Source organism: Marinomonas rhodophyticola, from assembly GCF_026113935.1.
GTDB lineage: Bacteria > Pseudomonadota > Gammaproteobacteria > Pseudomonadales > Marinomonadaceae > Marinomonas > Marinomonas rhodophyticola.
On the sequence record NZ_JAPEUL010000009.1, the window covers coordinates 607,041 to 626,470 of the forward strand.

The following is a 19,430-nucleotide window of genomic DNA, read 5'->3' on the forward strand; positions in this document are numbered from 1 at the left end:
ACGCTGACTAGCCCCAGCGCATTAGAATCACCATCCAGAATGCGCACAGGACGGTTGCCACCGCGATGTTCACATCCGTTAGTGCAACGAATGCAAGGTGGATAAAGGCACTGCTTAGCAGGCCAATGAACAAACGGTCACCACGTGTCGTGGCCAGAGGCAAAAAGCCACGGCGTTCTACACAAGGTGAGATAATTTGCCATGTGGTCATGCCGACCAAGATCACAGCAATGCCGATAAAAAACAGGGCGGTCGGTAATGTCCAAGACATCCAAGCCATAATAATTCTCCTTACACTCGACCAAGGGCAAAGCCCTTCGCCACATGGTTACGAACGAAGTAAATGACCAGCATCCCCAGCAGAATAGTCAGTACACCTGCGGCGGCGAGCAACCCCCAATCCATGCCCGACGCCGAGACGGTTCGTGTCATGATGGCCGCGATAGGCTTGGCATCGACCGACGTCAACGTTCGTGCTAGCAGTAGCTCTACCCAAGAGAACATGAAGCAGAAGAAGGCCGTTACACCGATGCCTGAGCGAATCAAAGGAATGAAGATGCGCACGAAAAATTTTGGAAAGGAGTAGCCATCGATGTACGCCGTTTCGTCTATTTCACGAGGCACACCACTCATAAAGCCTTCTAGAATCCATACCGCTAATGGCACGTTGAACAAACAGTGCGCTAAGGCCACAGCAATATGGGTATCGAACAGACCGACTGAGGAATACAGTTGAAAAAAGGGTAATAGGAATACCGCTGGTGGTGCCATTCGGTTGGACAACAACCAGAAGAACATGTGCTTGTCACCAATGAACTTATAGCGACTAAACGCATAAGCGGCAGGTAGAGCCACTAATAAGCTAATCACCATGTTCATGGATACGTAGAATATGGAGTTGACGTAACCCATGTACCATGTTGGATCACCAAAGATCTTGGCGTAGTTATCTAGGGTGAAATTCTCAGGGAAAAAGGACAACCCGCTGAGAATCTCGGTATTGGTTTTGAACGACATGTTTACAAGCCAATAGATTGGCAGTAACAGCAACACAATGTACAGCGCTAGGCCAAAGCGACCACGTAGATTCGCGTTGCGGATTTTGCGTTCCGCGTGGCTATACACGGGGGCTTGTTCTTTGGTGACTTTATAAGCGTGTTCTATGGGTTTTGTTGACGATTGAGTCATGATCCGCTCCTACTTGTCTTTTTGCATGTTCATGATGGTGGTGTAGAACACCCAGCACACGAGCAAGATGATTAAGAAGTACACCAGAGAGAACGCGGCCGCAGGACCAAGGTCAAACTGGCCGATGGCTTGTTGTACTAACGACTGACTCAAGAAAGTCGTGGAGTTGCCCGGGCCGCCCCCTGTAAGCACAAAGGGTTCGGTATAAATCATGAAAGAGTCCATAAAGCGCAACAACACACCAATAATCAGCACGTTAGTGAGTTTAGGTAGTTGGATATAGCGGAATACAGCCCAGCGAGAGGCTTGGTCGATACGTGCCGCTTGGTAATACACCTCAGGAATGGCTCGCAAACCGGAGTAACATAACAGCGCGATCAAGGGAGTCCAGTGCCAGACATCCATTAATACCACGGTTAACCAAGCGTCGGTTGGGTCAGAGGCGTAGTTGTAATCGACACCGATACTACTCATAAATGCCCCAAATAACCCGATGTCGGCACGACCAAATATTTGCCAAATCGTACCGACTACGTTCCATGGAATCAGCAGGGGAATCGCAACCAAGATCAAAGCCAATGACGCACCGCGACCCTTGGTTGGCATCATTAATGCCACGCAAATACCCAACGGCACTTCAATGGCCAAAATGGTGAAAGAGTAAAGGAATTGGCGTAGTAAGGCTTCGTGCAAGCGGCTGTCCAGCATCACTTGTTTGAACCATTCTGTGCCAACAAAGTAACGTGTATAGGGGTCAAAAATATCCTGTACCGAATAATTCACCACTGTCATTAAGGGGATGATGGCCGAGAAGGCAACAATCAGGAAAACGGGCAGAACAAGGAACCATGCCTTGTTGTTTTCGACTTTAATTTGCATGCTGGATCTCCTTTGTCTTGTCGTGATCGACAGCAGAATCGGTTAAGTCAACCAAGTAATCGTCGACATAGACCTTGGTCCACTGTTCAGGAAAACTCACATAAATTTGCCCAGAAGGAACTTTCTGATCTTCACTGAGGCGGGCTTTCATCACTTGCCCATGAAACAAGAAAGACAAAATCTTGTAAGTACCTAGGTCTTCTACGTAGTCCACATCAACATGAAACGCATCGCTGTTTTTACCGTCCCAGACGTGGACAAATTCTGGGCGAATGCCCAAAGTGACTTTATTGGCTCCCATGGCTTTTAAGCGTGTCAGCATGGCATCGCTGACGGAGATTTCATGGTCGCCAAACATGAGTGCTTCTTTCCCGCCTTGATTTTTCAGTTCAGCGTCAAAAAAGTTCATGCCAGGGCTACCAATAAAGTAGCCAACGAAAGTGTGCGCTGGATTTTCGAATAACTCTCTAGGTGTGCCGAACTGGACGATTTGCCCGTTGTACATGACGGCAATTTTGTCGGCGAAGGTCGAGGCTTCTAATTGATCGTGGGTCACATACACCATGGTGATGTTAAATTGCTCATGGATTTGTTTGAGCTTACGACGTAATTTCCATTTCAACTGAGGGTCGATAACGGTGAGGGGTTCATCAAACAAAATCGCCGATACATCGTCACGTACTAAGCCGCGACCCATAGAGACTTTTTGTTTCTGATCCGCCGACAAGCCTTTGGCTTTGCGTTTTAGCTGGTCCGACAGTTCGAGAATTTCAGCCACTTCATAGACTTTTGATTTCACCTTGTATTCCGGCACGCCAATATTCCGCAGCGGAAAAGCTAAGTTATCAAACACCGTCATGGTGTCGTATACCACAGGGAACTGAAACACTTGTGCAATGTTACGTTCTTCCGGTTTTAGCTCATTGACGCGCTTGCCATCGAACAAGACCTCACCATTAGACGGTTTTAGCAGGCCAGAAATAATATTCAGCAGGGTGGATTTTCCGCAACCGGACGGACCCAATAGAGCAAAGGCACCGCCTTGTTCCCAAACGTGAGTCATTTCACGAATCGCGTAGTCTTCTGGTTTGGTTGGATTCTCTGTGTAGGTATGCGCTAAGGCATTTAGGGTAATAGAAGCCATGATTATTGATCCCTCATGCGAGCGGGGGAATGCACCATCTTGCCTTGGGCATCGAAGGCGTAAAGCTTGTGCGTTGGGAAGTAGACTTTAATTTCTTGATCCACTTGGTAGGCATGAACCCCAGATAGATGCAGTACCAAATCAAAATGCGGATTATGGACGTGCAAGAAGGTTTCCGAGCCACTAATTTCTGCCAGATCAACGCGAACGGGCAATTCCAAATCATCGTCTGAATGAGGGACGAGACCAATGTGTGAGGCACGTACACCAAACTGATATTCACCCGGTGTAAGACGACGCAAATCGCTGTTTAAACGGAAATGTACCGTATCGTCGAAGGTGACTTCTTCTTCGCTGACGCGACCAGGAACCACATTGATGGGTGGTTCAGAGAACATTTCTGCGGTAATGATGTCTTTTGGCTGATGATAAACCTCAGCGGTTGGTCCCATTTGCAGCAAACGACCTTCGTTTAAGACGGCGGTGTTGCCACCTAACGCCAATGCTTCATTCGGCTCTGTGGTGGCATATACCGCGATGCAATTACGTGCTTTGAACAAGGCGCGTAATTCTTGACGAAGCTCTTCCCGGAGCTTGTAATCAAGGTTAACTAATGGCTCATCGAAGAGGATAATTTGTGAATCTTTGACTAAGGCTCTCGCCATGGCGGTGCGTTGTTGTTGACCGCCAGAGAGTTGTAATGGAAGGCGATCAAGAAAAGGATCGATGCGCAACATCGCCGCGGTTTCACGTACACGGCGGTCGACTTCTTTTTCATCCATTTTTGCCAAACGCAAAGGTGAAGCGATGTTTTCGTACACGGTGAGGTTGGGGTAGTTGATGAACTGTTGGTACACCATGGAGATGTTACGTTCGCGCACTGGCACACCAGTGACGTCCACCCCATTCATGAGGATTTTCCCTTTGGTTGGACGGTCAAGACCGGCCATAAGGCGCATCAGCGTGGTTTTACCGGACAGCGTGCGTCCAAGTAGAACGTTGAAAGAGCCGGGTTCGAGAGACAGGTTTACCTGATCGATCCACGTCTCACCTTCAACAACGCGCGATACATTCTGCAGCGTCAGAGACATTGTGAGTACCTTTTTGTTGTTATTGTTTTTTTAAGTGCGATCGTCTTGTTGATCATTAAAAGCTCAAAAGCGAACGCACCTTGATGGATAAGTACATTACAAAAGCTGTGCCAAAAATAATTTTCCTGCATTAATTTTGTTTAAATTATTGATAAATATGATTTTTATTATATTTCCGTATTGCTTTTGGTAGTTTTCGCTTTTGAAAAAGGACTGTTCACGAGTGTTCAAAGTGTTTACAGTCTGCTCATTACAATGAACATTTCATGCACAGTTTTGATGTTTACACCGCTGTGTTGGAGTTGGAAATGCAAGATGAAAAAGAACAAAAACAACCACAAACTGCGACCATATCCACAGACATTGCGTTCACTGCGGAGGCGGGGCTGACACAGACTCACAAAGAGAGAATTCAAGCGTCTTGGTATCGTTGTGAACAGTTCGGTTTGGATCATGGTAGTCGACCAGATTTTGCGACTCTGCCAAAAGGCACCCTAAGTGACCTAATAGACCAGCATCGTAGTTTGCTAGAAACGACAGAAAACGAAGTGCTGCCGTACTATGAAAATATTCTGAGTAATTCGGCTTGCATGATTGTCTTGGCAGACCGTCAAGGTCATGTGCTGAACACATGGGGGCAGCCGCGTTTTGGTAGTGCTGCGCAACATGGTTTGGTGGGTGGCAATCAATGGAGTGAAATGGGCGCTGGGACCAATGCCATCGGTACTGCCTTGATCACGGGTGAAGCGATTCAAGTGGGTCGTGATGAACACTTTTTGCGTGCCAATCGTTTTATGGTTGGTTCAGCGTCGCCTATTTACAACACCAAAAACGATTTAGTCGGAGTGTTGGATATTTCTTCCGACGCCTATTTACCCCAAGATCATACTTTTGGCATGGTCAAACTCATGTCTTTGAGTGTGGAAAATCGTCTGATATTTTCGGCCTTTCAGCAAGAACATTTTATTCTCAGCTTTAATACCAATGTGGTCAGTTTGGACAGTCATTGGTCCGGTATTTTGGTGCTTGACGAAAACGGCACCATTGTGTCGGCAAATCGTCGCGCGGAGGTGGTGTTGGCACGAGACTTAGCCTTGTTGAACATCAATCAAGTGTTTGATATTGAAATGCGTGAAATCAAACATCATCCCTATAGTTTGCCGATGAAACTGATTGCCATGGGGCGTTATCAGTTTTATGTCAAAGTGATTCCGCCAGTACAGCAAATTATGCGTGTACCAGACTTTCGTCAGCGTGCTGATTACGTTGCCCCGCCTCAATCAGAAGCCATTGTTATGAATAAAGAAAATTCGTCACCGGAGAAGGTGAAGGATACGGAGAAACCGTCATCAATCGCTATCCCAGATAACGTTATTCCAATGGCTGAATTGCAACATGGAGATGAGCGAGTAGAGCGTTTGGTGCGTCAAGCTCATAAAATTATGGAAAAAGACATTCCAATTTTAATCCATGGGGAAACCGGGGCGGGGAAGGAGATATTCGTACGCAGTTTGCATTATCACAGCTCTCGTGCCAAAGAGATGCTGGTGGCGGTAAATTGTGCGGCCATTCCGGCTGAGTTGGTAGAGTCTGAACTTTTTGGTTATGAAAAAGGCGCTTTTACTGGCGCACAAAATCGAGGCTCAATCGGTTTGATTCGTCGTGCACATCGAGGCACGTTATTTTTGGACGAAATCGGTGAAATGCCGATGGCGGTGCAGTCGCGTTTATTGCGTGTTTTACAAGAAAGAGTGGTGACGCCATTAGGCTCAACGGAAGCCTTTCCTGTTGATATTAAACTCATTTCAGCCACTAATCGCACCTTAAAAGATGAAGTAAAAGAAGGCCGTTTCCGCCAAGATTTATACTATCGAATCTCAGGTTTGAATATCGAATTACCGGCATTACGTGAACGTACCGACAAGGCTGAATTGATTCGTTATTTACATGAACGTCTACGCAAAGAAGAGCCGGCCCTGCTTTATCGTCAGATATGCTTGAGTTATTGGTCAGACATCCTTGGCGGGGAACATGCGTCAACTTGCTCATGTACTGAAAGTTGGCATGGCCATGGCGGATGAAGAAATGCTGGAAGAATGGCACTTGCCTGATGATTTCTTTGATGATCTGGATGCTTCCGCATCATTTGATCTAACAGCGCCTGCATCGACAGAACAAGATGAGTCCTTAGAAAGACTGATTCCTCGCCTGTTAAGCGAGTTTAAAGGCAATGTTTCACAAACCGCAAAAACGGCTGGTGTCAGCCGTAATACGGTGTATAAATACGCAAAAGGGAAAGGAAATGATGTATAGACATGCAAGGTAATCCCGATTTTACCCTCTTGGTTAAAATGGGTACTAGTGTTCTATCGAGCCACTTTTGCGACCGCTTCAATTTCAATTAAGGTCTCTGGTGTTGCCAAAGAGGCGACACCAATCCCTGTTAATGCTGGCCGTGATGTGCCTAATGTACTGGCGATAATAGGGACGATGTCTTCCAAATGGTCAGCAACCTCACCGCGAACATAGACACGTAACTGTAAGATATTCTCTACCGAAGAATTTGCCTCTTTTAGTACCGTGATTAAATGTTTTGCCGCATTGGCGGTTTGCGTTTTCATGTCGTGATTATGAGTGTGAAAACCGGTGTCCCAATCGACTTGCCCTGAAATAAAAATCAACCCAGTGTCGGTATCAATTGTTGCTTGTGACATGCCAGTCGCCGTGCCGTCATACAAAGATGATGGGTTAATGCGTTTAATGGACATAATGACCTCTACATAGTGTTTAAAGTGACGATAGAGTAGAGGTGAATGACGTGGTTGACGATAAAGCTAAGCTTGTTACTCATACAAGCTGATGCTTCTTTAATGAGTAAATTTCTTCTGGACGCTATCCAGTAACCAGTTAATTAATAGGTCATGTTTTGCGCTTGGGTGATAGGCCGCAACGACTTGATAACCCGGTGGGTATTTTTCTAGTGGAAGCTCAAATAGTCCGTCGTACGGTAATAGTCTCGAAGGAATAAATCCCACCATGTTTGAATGTTTTAAGGTTTCTTTCGCCATATGAAAGGATGGGGCGGATACGGCAACCTGACGTGGAAATCCTTGTTGTTCAAACCAAGTGTCTGCAGAGCCTATAAAGCTGCCCACACCAGGCGAAGTGATGACAAAATCATGTTTGGTTAATTGTTGTAGTGATAGGTCATGAGTACGTTCAATGGTTTTATTCGCTGTCACGCATAAGTACTTTTCTATAAATAATGGCGTGGAAATCAACCCTTCGGGAACATAGGCACTGGTGGTAAAAACAATGTCTATTGAGCCTTGATGGATTTTTTTGGTTAGGTTCGCGTGTTCGATATTGGTAACGATCACTTTTATTTTAGGGGCGTACTGCCTAAGCTCTTTAATTAGCTCGGTGACGATGACTTCTTGGGTGTAGTCTGTTGCACAGATGACCAGTGTTCTTTCTACTTCCTGTGGTAAAAATGCATTTGCCAGAGGGATGTTATTTATGTGGGTTAATATTTTCTCGATGTGTTGTTCAATGTCTTTGGCGTAGGGTGTTGGAATCATTCCGTGGCCTGTTCTAACAAAGAGTTGATCACCAAGAATGGTTCTTATCTTTTTAAGTTGAAGACTGATTGCCTGTTGAGAAACGCTTAAATGTTCTGCTGCCGCCGAAATGTTGCCGAGCTGATAGAGAGCGCTTAATGTTCTTAGATGATTAATTTCAAGCTTATTTATCATGCTTATCTCGTTGGCTATTAACGACCTAAATAGGTAGAAAGTTAGTATTAATAGTCGTTAATTGGTGGTTTTCAATGTTCTTTCTATTTAAAACACTTTGGAGTGAATGATATGTTGCGTCAATGTTTCTTAGGACTTGTTAGTGTTTTTTTATTGGCTTCGTGCAGCCTTCATTCTATTCAAGATACAAGTTCTCAGCAGGCTACGATCAGTATGCCTTTGTTACACGGTTGGCATGAGGGCAAAGAAGTTCGCTACATTACGACAGATGTATCTGATCAGGCTGTGGCAAAAGCCAAAAATGCCAATTATGTGCCTCGGTTGCGTGATGCTGTGCCGAATTACCCAAAACCACCCCAAGTGAAAACTGTGCTAGAACGTGTGTATGCGTTTCCGAATCAAGAGCAAGCGCGGAGCGTGTTTGCTTCTGTCCCCGAACCATTAGGCTATGAAAGTCAAAATACCCATTACTCGCCGCTGTGGTTGATGTACGTCGTAGCGTGGAAAGACCCAAGCAAGGCAACAGAGCTAAGGTCTGAAGAAGCTATTCTTACGGCTGAAGACCAGGGCTTGGTTACTATAGAACGGACCAATATCGTGCTCAATTGTCCGGTCATTCCATTTTCTCTTGCTGATTCGCGCCCGACAAAATAACGCCCTGTTGAGGGCGTTCTTACTTCTCATTACCCATCCTATTTTTGAGTGAAAATATTCAATCAAGAGTCGTATTTATTCTTAATCATGAGCAAAATTCAATTCTATGAAATTAAATTCATTTTTGTTCATGTTTATAGTTGCGTATAACAGTACTCAAAGAATAGTTAGGCCGATCGCCAACAAGCAAAAAACGGGCAAGTGAGAATAAGGAATGGATCTCCATTTCACTTCAGAAAATAGGATACCAGATCACCATGAACAACGATTTTACCTTTACCATTAAGAGCATTTGCTTCGATGAAAGCTACCGCCCTTCAGACAATACTCGCATCACAACCAACTTTGCGAATCTGGCTAGAGGAGCGAGACGACAACAGAATTTACGTGACGCATTAAGGATGATTAACAATCGTTTTAATGCCTTGGCGCATTGGGATAACGCAAAGGGAGACCGCTATTCTGTTGAGCTTGAAATCATCTCAGTTGATGTCGATATTGAAGGGAAGGGCCAGACCTTTCCAACCATTGAAATGTTAAAGACGAATATTGTTGATCACCACACTGAGCAGCGTATCGATGGAATTGTAGGAAACAATTTCTCTTCTTATGTGCGTGATTATGACTTCAGCGTATTACTACCAAACCATAACAAAAACCAAACGCAATTTAGTATTCCTGACAACTTTGGTGATCTACATGGAAAGCTCTTTAAAAGTTTTGTGAAGTCAGACAGCTTCAAAGAAAACTTTACCAAGCCGCCAGTTATCTGTCTGAGTGTTTCAGACAACAAAACTTATCAGCGAACAGGAAATCAGCATCCTGTATTGGGCGTTGAATATGAGCCAAGTGGCCCCTCTTTGACCGAACATTATTTTCAGAAGATGAGCTTACAGGTTCGCTATTTTATGCCTGCCAACAGTGCAGCGCCGTTGGCGTTTTATTTTGTGGGTGACTTGCTGAACGATTACAGCAATCTTGAGTTGATTGGCACCATCAGTACGATGGAAACCTTCCAGAAAATCTACCGGCCAGAAATCTACAATGCTAACGCGGTCGCTGGAAAGTGCTATCAACCCAACTTAAACAACCTCGATCACTCTCTAACGCAAATTGTTTATGACCGTGAAGAACGTAGTCAATTGGCGAGTGAGCAAGGCAAATTTGCTGAACAGCACTTTATAAAACCTCACCAAAGGCTACTTGAGCAGTGGGCTGCGAATTACGCATAAACGCTAGAATCCATGACGACTTGGTCAATATTACATTTAATAGACGGTATTTTTATTATGACAACAGCGACGAATAACACACTTCTACCAACATCAACGGCAGGTAGCTTGCCTAAACCCACATGGCTTGCAGAGCCAGAAACCCTTTGGTCGCCTTGGAAATTAGAAGGTGACCAATTGCTGGACGGCAAACAGGATGCGTTGCGCATCTCGCTGCAAGAGCAACAGCAGGCGGGTATTGATATTGTCAGTGACGGTGAACAAACGCGCCAACACTTTGTGACCACCTTTATTGAGCACCTCAGCGGTGTGGATTTTGAGAATCGTCAGACGGTGAGAATTCGTGATCGTTATGATGCGAGCGTCCCGACGGTTGTTGGCCCTGTCAGTCGCATCAAGCCAGTGTTTGTTGAAGATGCTAAGTTTCTACGTCAGCAAACCAAGCAACCGATTAAATGGGCGCTGCCAGGGCCGATGACTATGATTGATACGCTTTATGATGATCATTATAAAAGCCGCGAAAAGCTCGCGTGGGAATTTGCCAAGATTCTCAATCAAGAAGCCAAAGAGTTAGAAGCCGCTGGTGTGGATATCATCCAGTTTGATGAAGTCCGCGTTTAATGTGTTTTTTGATGAGGTGAATGATTGGGGCATCGCGTGTTTAGAACGCGCCATCGAAGGCCTTAAATGCGAAACCGCAGTACATATTTGTTATGGCTACGGCATCAAAGCCAATACGGATTGGAAAAAGACGTTGGGGTCTGAATGGCGACAATATGAAGAAGCCTTTCCTAAGCTGCAACAATCTAATATCGATATCATCTCCCTTGAATGTCATAACTCTCACGTGCCAATGGAATTGCTCGAACTGATTCGCGGTAAAAAAGTCATGGTCGGCGCCATCGACGTGGCAAACCATGCCATTGAGACACCAGAAGAAGTCGCCAATACTCTGCGCAAAGCATTACAGTTTGTCGATGCTGACAAGCTTTATCCTTGTACTAACTGTGGCATGGCTCCATTGCCGCGTGAGGTGGCAAGAGGCAAGCTAAATGCCTTAACAGCGGGTGCAGAAATCGTCCGAAAAGAGCTCTCTTTGTAGTATTGATTTGTCTTAATCTATAAAAAAATCCCGCTTCGAGTTCATATATCGAAACGGGACTTTTTTATGTGCTGCTTCAGGTAGTAATAAATAGAATCTGGTGAATCTAAATATTCGACACAACTTTTAGCATATCCAGAAACGCATCCACAGATTCTACTGCCGCTGATTCATGCATAGTGTGATAGCCAATGGTGGGGATCTGAATGGTTGTGCCATCCACCAAACCATTAGATGCGGCGATAATACGCCCAAGTTCCGTACTGCCTAGAGAGCTTGGCGGCAATCCTTGCTCAGCCCGTTTGGCGTTTTCGTTTTCCACGTAACGGTTTTTGTACAAATAACTGATGTTGTTTTTGACACACAGTTCTTCGAGTAATTTGGTGCTGTCTTGGTTAAAGGTCGCGTTGGCGTCTTTTTCCCTCAACACGAGAAGCTGTTCATTGGCGGCTTCTACGTTGGGAAACGGGCTAGTATCTACCACAAATAAACGGTTGGTTGAGCCACCAAAACGGCGGAACCACTCAAGCAAATACCGCCAGCTTTTTCCGGCTTCTTCTTGTGCCGTAAAAAAGGCCGTACCTTTAAAGCCATGATCAAAAAGATGCACCAAAGCCGCGGCTGAAATCACGTTATCGAGCTGACCTTCTAAACGATGATCGACAATATGCAGTTGGTCTTTAAAGGCGATTGGCGTACCGGCAACTACCCCCTCTAAACCCTCAGTTTCAAAAATTAAGTTATTACGAAATTCACAAACATAAGAGCTTTTAATGGTGCCTTTACCACGGTAGACGCCAGACCAAGGTTCGTACGCATAGATTTCTTCGTGGTTGAAGCGCTCTGTGACCTTGGTCATCAACTCTTCAGACACCGAGTTATTCAGCAAATCCGTACGGTTTGCCGACACAAATGCCGCGTATTGGAATTCATTCGGACCCGTACACACCAACCCATGACGATCAATGTGCGCTGAAAACATGGTGCTAAATGGGTCACTGCCTTGGGCGACCAGTAAACCTTCATACCAAGTAACTTTTGCGCCTCGCTCTTCTAGCTCACGTTGTAATACACGAAAAAATGAATGCTCTGCACCCACTACACTGGGGGCGCGAATTAGCAGTTTCAGTACATCAATAAAATCATCACTAGGCATGCAAATAGGTTCCAATAAAAAGGGGGAAATCGGAATCTTGTTTATAAACGTTAATGTGTGATTTACATAACGTTTTTTTATTTATTTTGATGAAGTTATAGACTTTGGTGGGCAGCCGTAAAAACGATTAAAAGCCGCGCTGAAATTGGAGGGGTGTTCGTAACCTACAGCATAGGCTGTTTGAGCTACCTGATGGCCTGATGTGAGCAATTCCCATGCTTTGTGCATTCTGGCTTCTAATAACAATTTATACGGGCTGGTATTATAAATGGCACGAAACCCCAGTTTTAGTTTGCTTTCACTAATCCCAATTTTTTGACAGACAAAAGCAATACTCAAAGGTTGGCTCATGTGATGAATCATGAACAACCGAGCCTGCGCGATTTTATGTTCATCCCCAAGGTTAATGTCTAGATTTTGACGCTCTTTTCCTGTGTTTGTTTGAAGTCGTTCAAGCTGTTCGCTAAGTAAGTTGAGTACCAGAATATTTTTTTCTAAAGGTCGTTCGGTATGCTTGGATAATGCTATTTGCATCAGTCTATTAATATAGTGTTGGGTATTTTTAGACGTTTTTATATGCTGATGTTGGCGAGGCAAAGGGATTTTATCCGCTTGAAATTCGAAAGGGATTTGATAGCGCTTAAAGGCACTGCCGTCCACTAATATTCTTAATTGGCTAGTGGTTTTATGCGCGGCGTACAGACGTTTTCCAGAGCTGTTACCAAAGGTGGTGATGGTGGTGTAATTAGGCTCAAAAATGAAATCTTCTGTATTGTTCTGCTTTGTCTGATAACGAGAATGCCCTTCTAAACCATAAGTAAGGCTAAGCGTTGATGAGTCTTTTTCTATGGTGCTTTCTTCAATTAAATCTTGCGTTGGTGTATAGCGTGAATACGCGATCGATAGTCCAGGCTCTATAACAAATCTGTCTATATAACATTCTCCTAGCTGAGAGGAAATGGCTTGTCTCTGCCAGCCAGATTGAAGGTCAGTGACTTCTGTTAATGCATTTTTATTCACTAGAAAGGCCATGGTGTTTCCCGTTCTTTATGTGATTTGGACGTAATGAATATGAATTTGAACGAAATGAATAAGTAATTAAATGATAATCAATCTCAACTAATATTATCATCTTTCTTTATAGCGTAAAGGATTAATTACGAGAAAGAGAGAGTGAGATGAAACAAAAAAAATTATCCAGTATTGAGTTACTGATAGGGGTTTTGGCAATACTTCCTGTATCTATTCTTGCTCAAGAAGGTACAGAACAAGAACGTATGGTTTTGTTACCTGAGTTGAAGATAACAGCGGATAAGAAGCAGCAAGTTTTATCAAAAACAGCATCGCATGCCACTGTCTACGATACCGAAGTATTGCTGCAAGATGGCATAGATAGTTTAGCTAAATTGGAAGGACGAGTCGCAGGCTTGAGCTTTCAACCCTTTGGGCAGTCTGGTATTAATTCTCCGGTAATTAGGGGCTTGACGGCAAATTTTAATGCGCTATCTAGTTCTACTTTGCTCATGGTTGATGGTGTCCCTACGTTAACCGCTCAGGGGTTCGAAAATAATCTTGTTGATATCAATCGGGTTGAGGTGCTGCGTGGCCCACAATCAACAGCGTATGGTCGCAATGCTGAAGTTGGTGTGATTTCTATCTTTAGTAACGATCTAATCGGTGAAGACAAGACAATATTGGGCGTTGAAGTTGGCAGCCGAGATAAACAAAGGGTGCAGCTTTCAACTAGCCAGACCTTGGTTGAAGATGAGATCTATATCAGCTTGTCAGGGGAGTTTCTTCAACAAGATGGTTTTATTGATAACGTCACGACGGGAAGCAAGGCGGATGATAAAGAACGGCAGAACTTAAACGCAGGGTTACGTTGGTTAATCTCTGACAAAACAGATGTAATTGTTCGTTATCGCCGACAAGCCTATGACGATGGTGCGATGTTATGGGGTTCACCTAGTGGAAAACGGGCCACGGTAGCATCAGCAACGGATAGCTGGAATCATTCTGTGGGTCAAACCTTCTCGATTAATGCCAATCATGAATTGTCATCAGGTATGCGTTTTAATTCGGTTACGGCCTATAACGATTATAGAGATAAAGTACAGCAAGATACGGATTTTCAACCAGCAGAAAACACTTATATTGGTCGAGATCATCATCTTCGGACCTTATCCCAAGAGTTTCGTCTAGAGGGAAACTTAGGCGAGGCAGACTGGTTATTCGGTGCTTATTTAGAACGCCAAGATCATGATTTGCGTACACTTTCCAAAACTTTTTTAGGTTTAAGTGATTTACAAGCCCAGCAAACGGGCAATTCCTATGCGCTTTTTACTAATTGGACAATGCCGATCAGCTCGGATCTTTCTGTCGTCGCGGGTATTCGAGCTGCGCGAGATGAGGTAAAGCTTAATCCTTCTATGGCACAAGAAAAGTCTGAAAGCTGGACAGATCTAACGCCTCAGTTAACCCTAAAGTACAACATAAATACTGATCATATGTTGTACGCCAGCTATGCAGAGGGGATTCGCTCTGGTGGTTTTAATACTGTTTCTCCAGCCGTTAATTATTCATCTTATGATCCAGAAAAAAACCAAAGTTTTGAGGCTCGGGTTAAAGGGCGATCTATCAGATAAACCGCTACGTTACACCCTGTCTGCTTATCATATGGATATAAAAAATATGCAAGTTAGTCAGATGCCAACCGTCGGTTTGATCTATTTGACTAATGCGGCTGATGCCACTTCAGATGGTTTGGAAGCATCACTTGAATATTACTTCAATGAAAACTGGAGTACAGAGATTGGTGTGGCTTGGAATAAAACACGATTCGATCATTTTATTGATGGTAACAATGACTATTCAGGTAATCGAAATCCTTTTGCTCCTGAAATGAATGGCCATTTATCGCTGCGTTATGAGGATGTAGGTGGCTGGTCTGTGGCAGCTAGTTTAGTTGGAAGCAGCGCGGTCTATCTTGATGCAGCGAACAAGTATCAACAAAAGGGGTATGAAGTTGTCAATGTCTCCGCGAGTTATCCACTGACGGATAAGGCGTCTTTATCAGCGTATGTTAATAATCTGCAAGATCGTCAATTTGATGCTGTTGGTTATCAAAATGGCTATGTGACGGTTTACAGCCCGCCAAGAGAATACGGTGTGAAATTTACTTTGGAACTTTAACGGAGATAGGGATATGACTCAATTGGATTATCATGAATTACAAACGTTTTGGGATCTTGCTGGTTCTCAAGTGAAGATGAAAGCGCTTGAAGTGGCATTATCTCGATCTTTGTTTGATGTATTGCTAGAGCCTTGCTCGATAGAAGAAATAGCCCATAAATTGGCGATGCCATCCACTAATATCAAAGGATGGCTAGATCTCTTATGGAGTATGGGCTGTATTGATAAGGTCACAGATAATCAATACGTAGCGAGTGCGTTAGCAAAACGTTATATGACCAGTACATCATCAATGGATTGTTCACAAGCTTTGCAATTTCGCTTTCAAACGTTAAGGCGCTTTACTGAACAATTTGAAGCACTGCTGTATGTGTCAAAGAACAATACCGCTTTATCTTCAGCGATGGCGCCATTGTGGGCAAAAGCGGCTAAGGCACAGATTTTTCAAGAGCAGCGAGCAGTAACTGTGCCAGCACTCGATCGTATCCTTGGTCGTGTGCTAAACGTGACTATTGCTGAAGAAACACCACTGCATTTTTTAGATTTAGGTGGTGGACACGGGTTGGTTGCTCTGTCACTTGCACGACGTTTTCCTAACTCCACAGGCGTGTTATTTGATTTCCCTGAAACGGCGAACATAGCTTATCAAAATGTTATGGCAGAGGGGTTGGAGCACCGTATTGACGTTCAGTCAGGTGATTTGAATACGCAATCACCAACTGGGCGATTTGATTTGATTTGGTGTTCTTCTGTATTGCATTTCATAGAGGATGCTAATGGGGCGATAAAACGCATTTCAGCGTTACTTAAGCCCAATGGCTTTTTACTGATTCTTCATGCCGAGCAAACCGCTGAAAAGAAACAGTGTGAAGGTGTTTTACCCTTTTATTTACCTATGGTTATGAAAGGCAACTATCTACCAAAGCAAGGTGAAATTGCTGCGTTGTTAGATCAAAACGGGTTAGAGGTCATACAAACAGAAGACGTAATAGACTTCCCAATGGCCCCTGTGAGGCTTTACTGCGGGAGAAAAACATTGTGATGACATCCCCTTACTTTTATCTTCATTGGGTCATTGGGTGGTGTAATTTTACTCTGACAATGACATCAATTTATCTCTATCTTGGAGTGCCATTGATGATGAGAGAGTATGGCTGGAGTGGTACAGAAATTGGCTTGTTTCAAATTTCTGGTCTACCGGTTGTTCTGAAATTCTTAATGGCATCGCCGATCGATCTTTTCCGCTTTCGGCAATCTAACTACTTTAAGTGGAGTGTGTTACTTGGTGGGGGCTTTCTATGTTGTTTGATGGTGTTGTCTATTTTAAATATTGAAATAACAACATTTAAGACACTATTTATTGTTGCCGTGTGTACCACCTTGATAACTTCTTGGTTGGATGTCCCCATTAACGCATTTGCTATTCAGCGTTTCCCCGAAGTTGAACGCCCTAAAACGGGCGCTATACGTTCTGCTGTGACGGCATTAGCGTCGGTTGTTGGTGGTGAGACTCATGTTATTGGTGTACGCTCGTTTGGGTTGGGCGTGGCCTTTTTATATCTTTAGCCTCATGGCTTTACTTTGCGGTGTTTTGTTGTATATAGCCCATGTACGTTATCCGATGATAGACAGTGAACGTTTTCATTCAGAAAATGCCTCAATAGTTACATCATTACAGTCGCTTTTTGCCATCTGGAAAGGCTATTTTCAACGATCCGATATGGTGATGTGGAACATTATCCTTGTGCTTTACTTTCCTTTTATTGGTGCTGCTTGGCTGTATCTTAAACCGGTTATGTTAGACCTAGGGCTAAGCATAGATAACATTGCATGGATTGCTAGTTGCAGTGGTGTGTTCGCCGCGCTCTCAGGCTTTTTCTATAGCCTTTGTATTGCTGGTCTATCGCCTTATCGAGCCTTATTTATCTTCTCTGTGGTGAATGTGATTGCATTGTTAGGCATGTGCTTTGCCGTCTCTCTGGAGTGGTCCGATTGGCGTCTTATATGTGCTGTTTTTATTGTGGCAATCGCGCTTGGCCTCTCATCTGGTGTGTTGTTTGGCTTGATTATGATTCACAGCCGTCCACATTTTTCTGCCAGCGATTATGGCTTACAGACCAGCTTGTTTTCTTTATCTCGTATTTTGGTACCTATTTCTGCTGGCATAATTCTCGACCTAGTGGGGTATGTTGGTATGTTTTCCTGGCTTGTTGCTGGGGCATTGGTGGTTTGCGGCTTGTCATTTTATTGGATGTTTAAAAAGGAAAAATCATGATAAACGATAACAATAGTCAATTAGACTCATTGGTGCTTAATGAACCGACAGGGCAAGAGTTAATGAAAGTTGCCCCTAAAAAATGGAAGATGATGTTACTCGTTTGGGTATCTATCTATCCACTATTGAATATTTTTTTCCCGTTATTAACCCCTTATATAAGTGATTTTTCTTTACCTATTAGACTATTGATTATGACGATCATTATAGTACCGATTATGAGTGTTATTTTGGCAAGCTTGCAAAAACGGTTCTTTTTCTGGTTGCGTAGATAGAATAAAGGGGGGAGTTATGTACAAGCTTAATGAAAGTACATAATATTTTTGTACATATAAAGCGATGTTTTCTTTATGCTACAAAAAATTTTATCGCGTTTGGGCAAAGCATCCGCTACTCTTTTTAATAAAGTCGAATTGAGATACTTAAAGGAAGAAGCAAATGCTATTTGGCAACAACAAATTATTGACCAGAATTACTGAGTTAGAAAAAGAGCTTGCCTCTTTTCAAGAAACTCAGGCTGATCTTAGACAAGAAATGTTGTATTTCTCTATGACCCTAGAAGGAAAAATAGTAGATGCAAACTCGCTTTTCATAAAGTCCTGTGGATTTGAGAAAGCAGAATTAAAAGGCAAAAATATTAAAGACTTGATACTTAAAAAGTCTTTAGAAAAAGAGCATTGCCAAAAAATGTTGTCTGCGATTAGCGAGAAAAAGCACTGGCATGGCGCTTTACAGCTAGAGACCAAAAAAGGTCAAGAAGCATGGTATCGTTCGATTATCCAGCCAAGAAAACAAGCAGAAGATGGGCGCGTGATATTAGAAGTCTACTCTGCTGAGCTTACGCGAACGATTTCTCAATCTAAAGAAGTTGAAGACATGTTAGCTGCATTGAACCGCTCGTCTGCAGTGATCGAATTTAGTCTAGATGGCATCATCTTAAATGCTAACGACAACTTCCTTAAAAGTATGGGGTATTCAAAAAGCCAAATTATTGGTAAACATCACAAAATGTTTTGTGATTCGAAAGAAGTTGAGTCTTCAAAATATCAGGATTTTTGGCGTCAACTTAGGTCGGGTAAATTTGTTTCTGAACGTTTCAAACGTTTTGATAGCCATGGAAATGCGGTGTGGTTGGAAGCTTCATATAACCCAATACACGATGAAAGTGGCGAGTTATATAAAGTTGTTAAATTCGCGACGGTTATTACCGAGCAAATGAATCGAGAGTTCGCTATTTCGGAAACCTCTGAGATCGCCTATGACATCTCCAAGAAAAGTGATGCGGACGCTATTACAGGTAAAAAAGTCATCGAGTCGACGATTCAGACCATGGATGAACTTTCAGTGCAAATGAGTAGTGCTAGCAAAGGAATAATCGAGCCTCAATACTCAGTCATTAAAAGTGGCTGCTTTGGTAGAAAGTATCCGCGGTATTGCAGATCAGACCAACTTGCTTGCTCTGAACGCTGCAATAGAAGCGGCGCGAGCAGGCGAGCAAGGCCGAGGCTTCGCTGTGGTGGCTGATGAAGTTAGACAACTTGCTTCTAGAACAAGCTCTGCCACCGAAGAAATTATCAAGGTGGTTGGGGAAAATAAAAACCTCACAGAAAAAGCTGTATCTCTTATTGAAGAAAGCATGGATAAAGCTCATAAGGCATTAGACCTTTCTACCGAAGCGGGTAATGTGATGAATGATATTCAGATCGGTGCAAGACAAGTCGTTGATGCGGTGGGCCAATTTAACAACAAACTATAGTTGTTC

The 19,430-nt window shown here is 43.6% G+C and carries 17 protein-coding genes and 3 pseudogenes; 11 read left to right on the forward strand and 9 right to left on the reverse strand.

Going from position 1 to position 19,430, the window contains the following annotated elements; all coding sequences use genetic code 11:
- Positions 1-7: 7 nt before the first annotated feature.
- From ONZ52_RS17445 to ONZ52_RS17465, 5 genes are read right to left on the reverse strand one after another with little or no spacing between them, the layout of a single operon-like run.
- Positions 8-280 (reverse strand): DUF2160 domain-containing protein, encoded by a 273-nt coding sequence (locus tag ONZ52_RS17445; RefSeq protein ID WP_111607406.1) that lies wholly within the window; start codon positions 278-280, stop codon positions 8-10.
- A gap of 11 nt (positions 281-291) precedes the next feature.
- Entirely contained in the window at positions 292-1,188 is an 897-nt protein-coding gene (locus ONZ52_RS17450) for a carbohydrate ABC transporter permease (RefSeq protein WP_265219962.1), read from the reverse strand.
- Between the two features lie 9 nt (positions 1,189-1,197).
- Positions 1,198-2,067: a carbohydrate ABC transporter permease gene (locus tag ONZ52_RS17455; RefSeq protein WP_265219963.1), complete on the reverse strand. Its 870-nt coding sequence runs from the start codon at positions 2,065-2,067 to the stop codon at positions 1,198-1,200.
- Complete coding sequence (locus tag ONZ52_RS17460; RefSeq protein ID WP_265219964.1) at positions 2,057-3,211, reverse strand: ABC transporter ATP-binding protein; 1,155 nt, start codon at positions 3,209-3,211, stop codon at positions 2,057-2,059. The genes ONZ52_RS17455 and ONZ52_RS17460 overlap by 11 nt, the downstream gene beginning before the upstream one ends.
- A 2-nt stretch (positions 3,212-3,213) precedes the next feature.
- On the reverse strand, positions 3,214-4,302 hold the full coding sequence (locus ONZ52_RS17465) for an ABC transporter ATP-binding protein (RefSeq protein WP_111607403.1): 1,089 nt from the start codon (positions 4,300-4,302) through the stop codon (positions 3,214-3,216).
- Positions 4,303-4,610: 308 nt separating this feature from the next.
- Here ONZ52_RS17465 and ONZ52_RS17470 point away from each other — a divergent pair.
- A pseudogene (locus tag ONZ52_RS17470) lies at positions 4,611-6,615 on the forward strand (sigma-54-dependent Fis family transcriptional regulator).
- 53 nt (positions 6,616-6,668) lie between these two features.
- Here ONZ52_RS17470 and ONZ52_RS17480 read toward each other — a convergent pair.
- Together ONZ52_RS17480 and ONZ52_RS17485 are read right to left on the reverse strand one after the other, a co-directional pair.
- Entirely contained in the window at positions 6,669-7,070 is a 402-nt protein-coding gene (locus tag ONZ52_RS17480) for a RidA family protein (protein ID WP_265219967.1), read from the reverse strand.
- 99 nt (positions 7,071-7,169) lie between these two features.
- Positions 7,170-8,057 (reverse strand): LysR family transcriptional regulator, encoded by an 888-nt coding sequence (locus tag ONZ52_RS17485; RefSeq protein WP_265219968.1) that lies wholly within the window; start codon positions 8,055-8,057, stop codon positions 7,170-7,172.
- 111 nt (positions 8,058-8,168) lie between these two features.
- Here ONZ52_RS17485 and ONZ52_RS17490 point away from each other — a divergent pair, with 111 nt between their 5' ends.
- The 3 genes and pseudogenes from ONZ52_RS17490 (at position 8,169) to ONZ52_RS17500 (ending at position 11,045) form a co-directional block, all read left to right on the forward strand.
- Complete coding sequence (locus ONZ52_RS17490) at positions 8,169-8,711, forward strand: DUF7482 domain-containing protein (protein WP_265219969.1); 543 nt, start codon at positions 8,169-8,171, stop codon at positions 8,709-8,711.
- 257 nt (positions 8,712-8,968) lie between these two features.
- Positions 8,969-9,943 (forward strand): DUF1852 domain-containing protein, encoded by a 975-nt coding sequence (locus tag ONZ52_RS17495; protein ID WP_265219970.1) that lies wholly within the window; start codon positions 8,969-8,971, stop codon positions 9,941-9,943.
- Between the two features lie 57 nt (positions 9,944-10,000).
- Positions 10,001-11,045: pseudogene (locus ONZ52_RS17500) on the forward strand (methionine synthase).
- Between the two features lie 106 nt (positions 11,046-11,151).
- Here ONZ52_RS17500 and ONZ52_RS17505 read toward each other — a convergent pair.
- Together ONZ52_RS17505 and ONZ52_RS17510 are read right to left on the reverse strand one after the other, a co-directional pair.
- The gene (locus ONZ52_RS17505) at positions 11,152-12,201 is read right to left on the reverse strand and encodes a zinc-binding metallopeptidase family protein (RefSeq protein ID WP_265219971.1); all 1,050 of its coding nucleotides are present in this window, start codon (positions 12,199-12,201) and stop codon (positions 11,152-11,154) included.
- Positions 12,202-12,282: 81 nt separating this feature from the next.
- Positions 12,283-13,233: a helix-turn-helix transcriptional regulator gene (locus ONZ52_RS17510; protein WP_265219972.1), complete on the reverse strand. Its 951-nt coding sequence runs from the start codon at positions 13,231-13,233 to the stop codon at positions 12,283-12,285.
- 146 nt (positions 13,234-13,379) lie between these two features.
- Between ONZ52_RS17510 and ONZ52_RS17515 the strand changes: the two genes are divergently transcribed.
- The 7 genes and pseudogenes from ONZ52_RS17515 to ONZ52_RS17545 all read left to right on the forward strand — a co-directional run bounded on the left by ONZ52_RS17515 (position 13,380) and on the right by ONZ52_RS17545 (position 19,424).
- Positions 13,380-14,846, forward strand: a complete 1,467-nt coding sequence (locus ONZ52_RS17515) for a TonB-dependent receptor (RefSeq protein WP_265219973.1) — start codon at positions 13,380-13,382, stop codon at positions 14,844-14,846.
- Between the two features lie 31 nt (positions 14,847-14,877).
- Positions 14,878-15,393 (forward strand): TonB-dependent receptor domain-containing protein, encoded by a 516-nt coding sequence (locus ONZ52_RS17520; RefSeq protein WP_265219974.1) that lies wholly within the window; start codon positions 14,878-14,880, stop codon positions 15,391-15,393.
- Positions 15,394-15,406: 13 nt separating this feature from the next.
- Positions 15,407-16,435: a class I SAM-dependent methyltransferase gene (locus ONZ52_RS17525; RefSeq protein ID WP_265219975.1), complete on the forward strand. Its 1,029-nt coding sequence runs from the start codon at positions 15,407-15,409 to the stop codon at positions 16,433-16,435.
- On the forward strand, positions 16,435-16,959 hold the full coding sequence (locus ONZ52_RS17530) for an MFS transporter (protein WP_346433252.1): 525 nt from the start codon (positions 16,435-16,437) through the stop codon (positions 16,957-16,959). The genes ONZ52_RS17525 and ONZ52_RS17530 overlap by 1 nt, the downstream gene beginning before the upstream one ends.
- Positions 16,907-17,668: an MFS transporter gene (locus tag ONZ52_RS17535; protein WP_265219977.1), complete on the forward strand. Its 762-nt coding sequence runs from the start codon at positions 16,907-16,909 to the stop codon at positions 17,666-17,668. The genes ONZ52_RS17530 and ONZ52_RS17535 overlap by 53 nt, the downstream gene beginning before the upstream one ends.
- Positions 17,665-17,943 carry a putative antibiotic biosynthesis monooxygenase gene (locus ONZ52_RS17540; RefSeq protein ID WP_265219978.1) on the forward strand — a complete coding sequence of 93 codons (279 nt, stop codon included), beginning with the start codon at positions 17,665-17,667 and terminating at the stop codon, positions 17,941-17,943. The genes ONZ52_RS17535 and ONZ52_RS17540 overlap by 4 nt, the downstream gene beginning before the upstream one ends.
- A 163-nt stretch (positions 17,944-18,106) precedes the next feature.
- A pseudogene (locus tag ONZ52_RS17545) lies at positions 18,107-19,424 on the forward strand (methyl-accepting chemotaxis protein).
- The last annotated feature ends 6 nt before the right edge of the window (positions 19,425-19,430 follow it).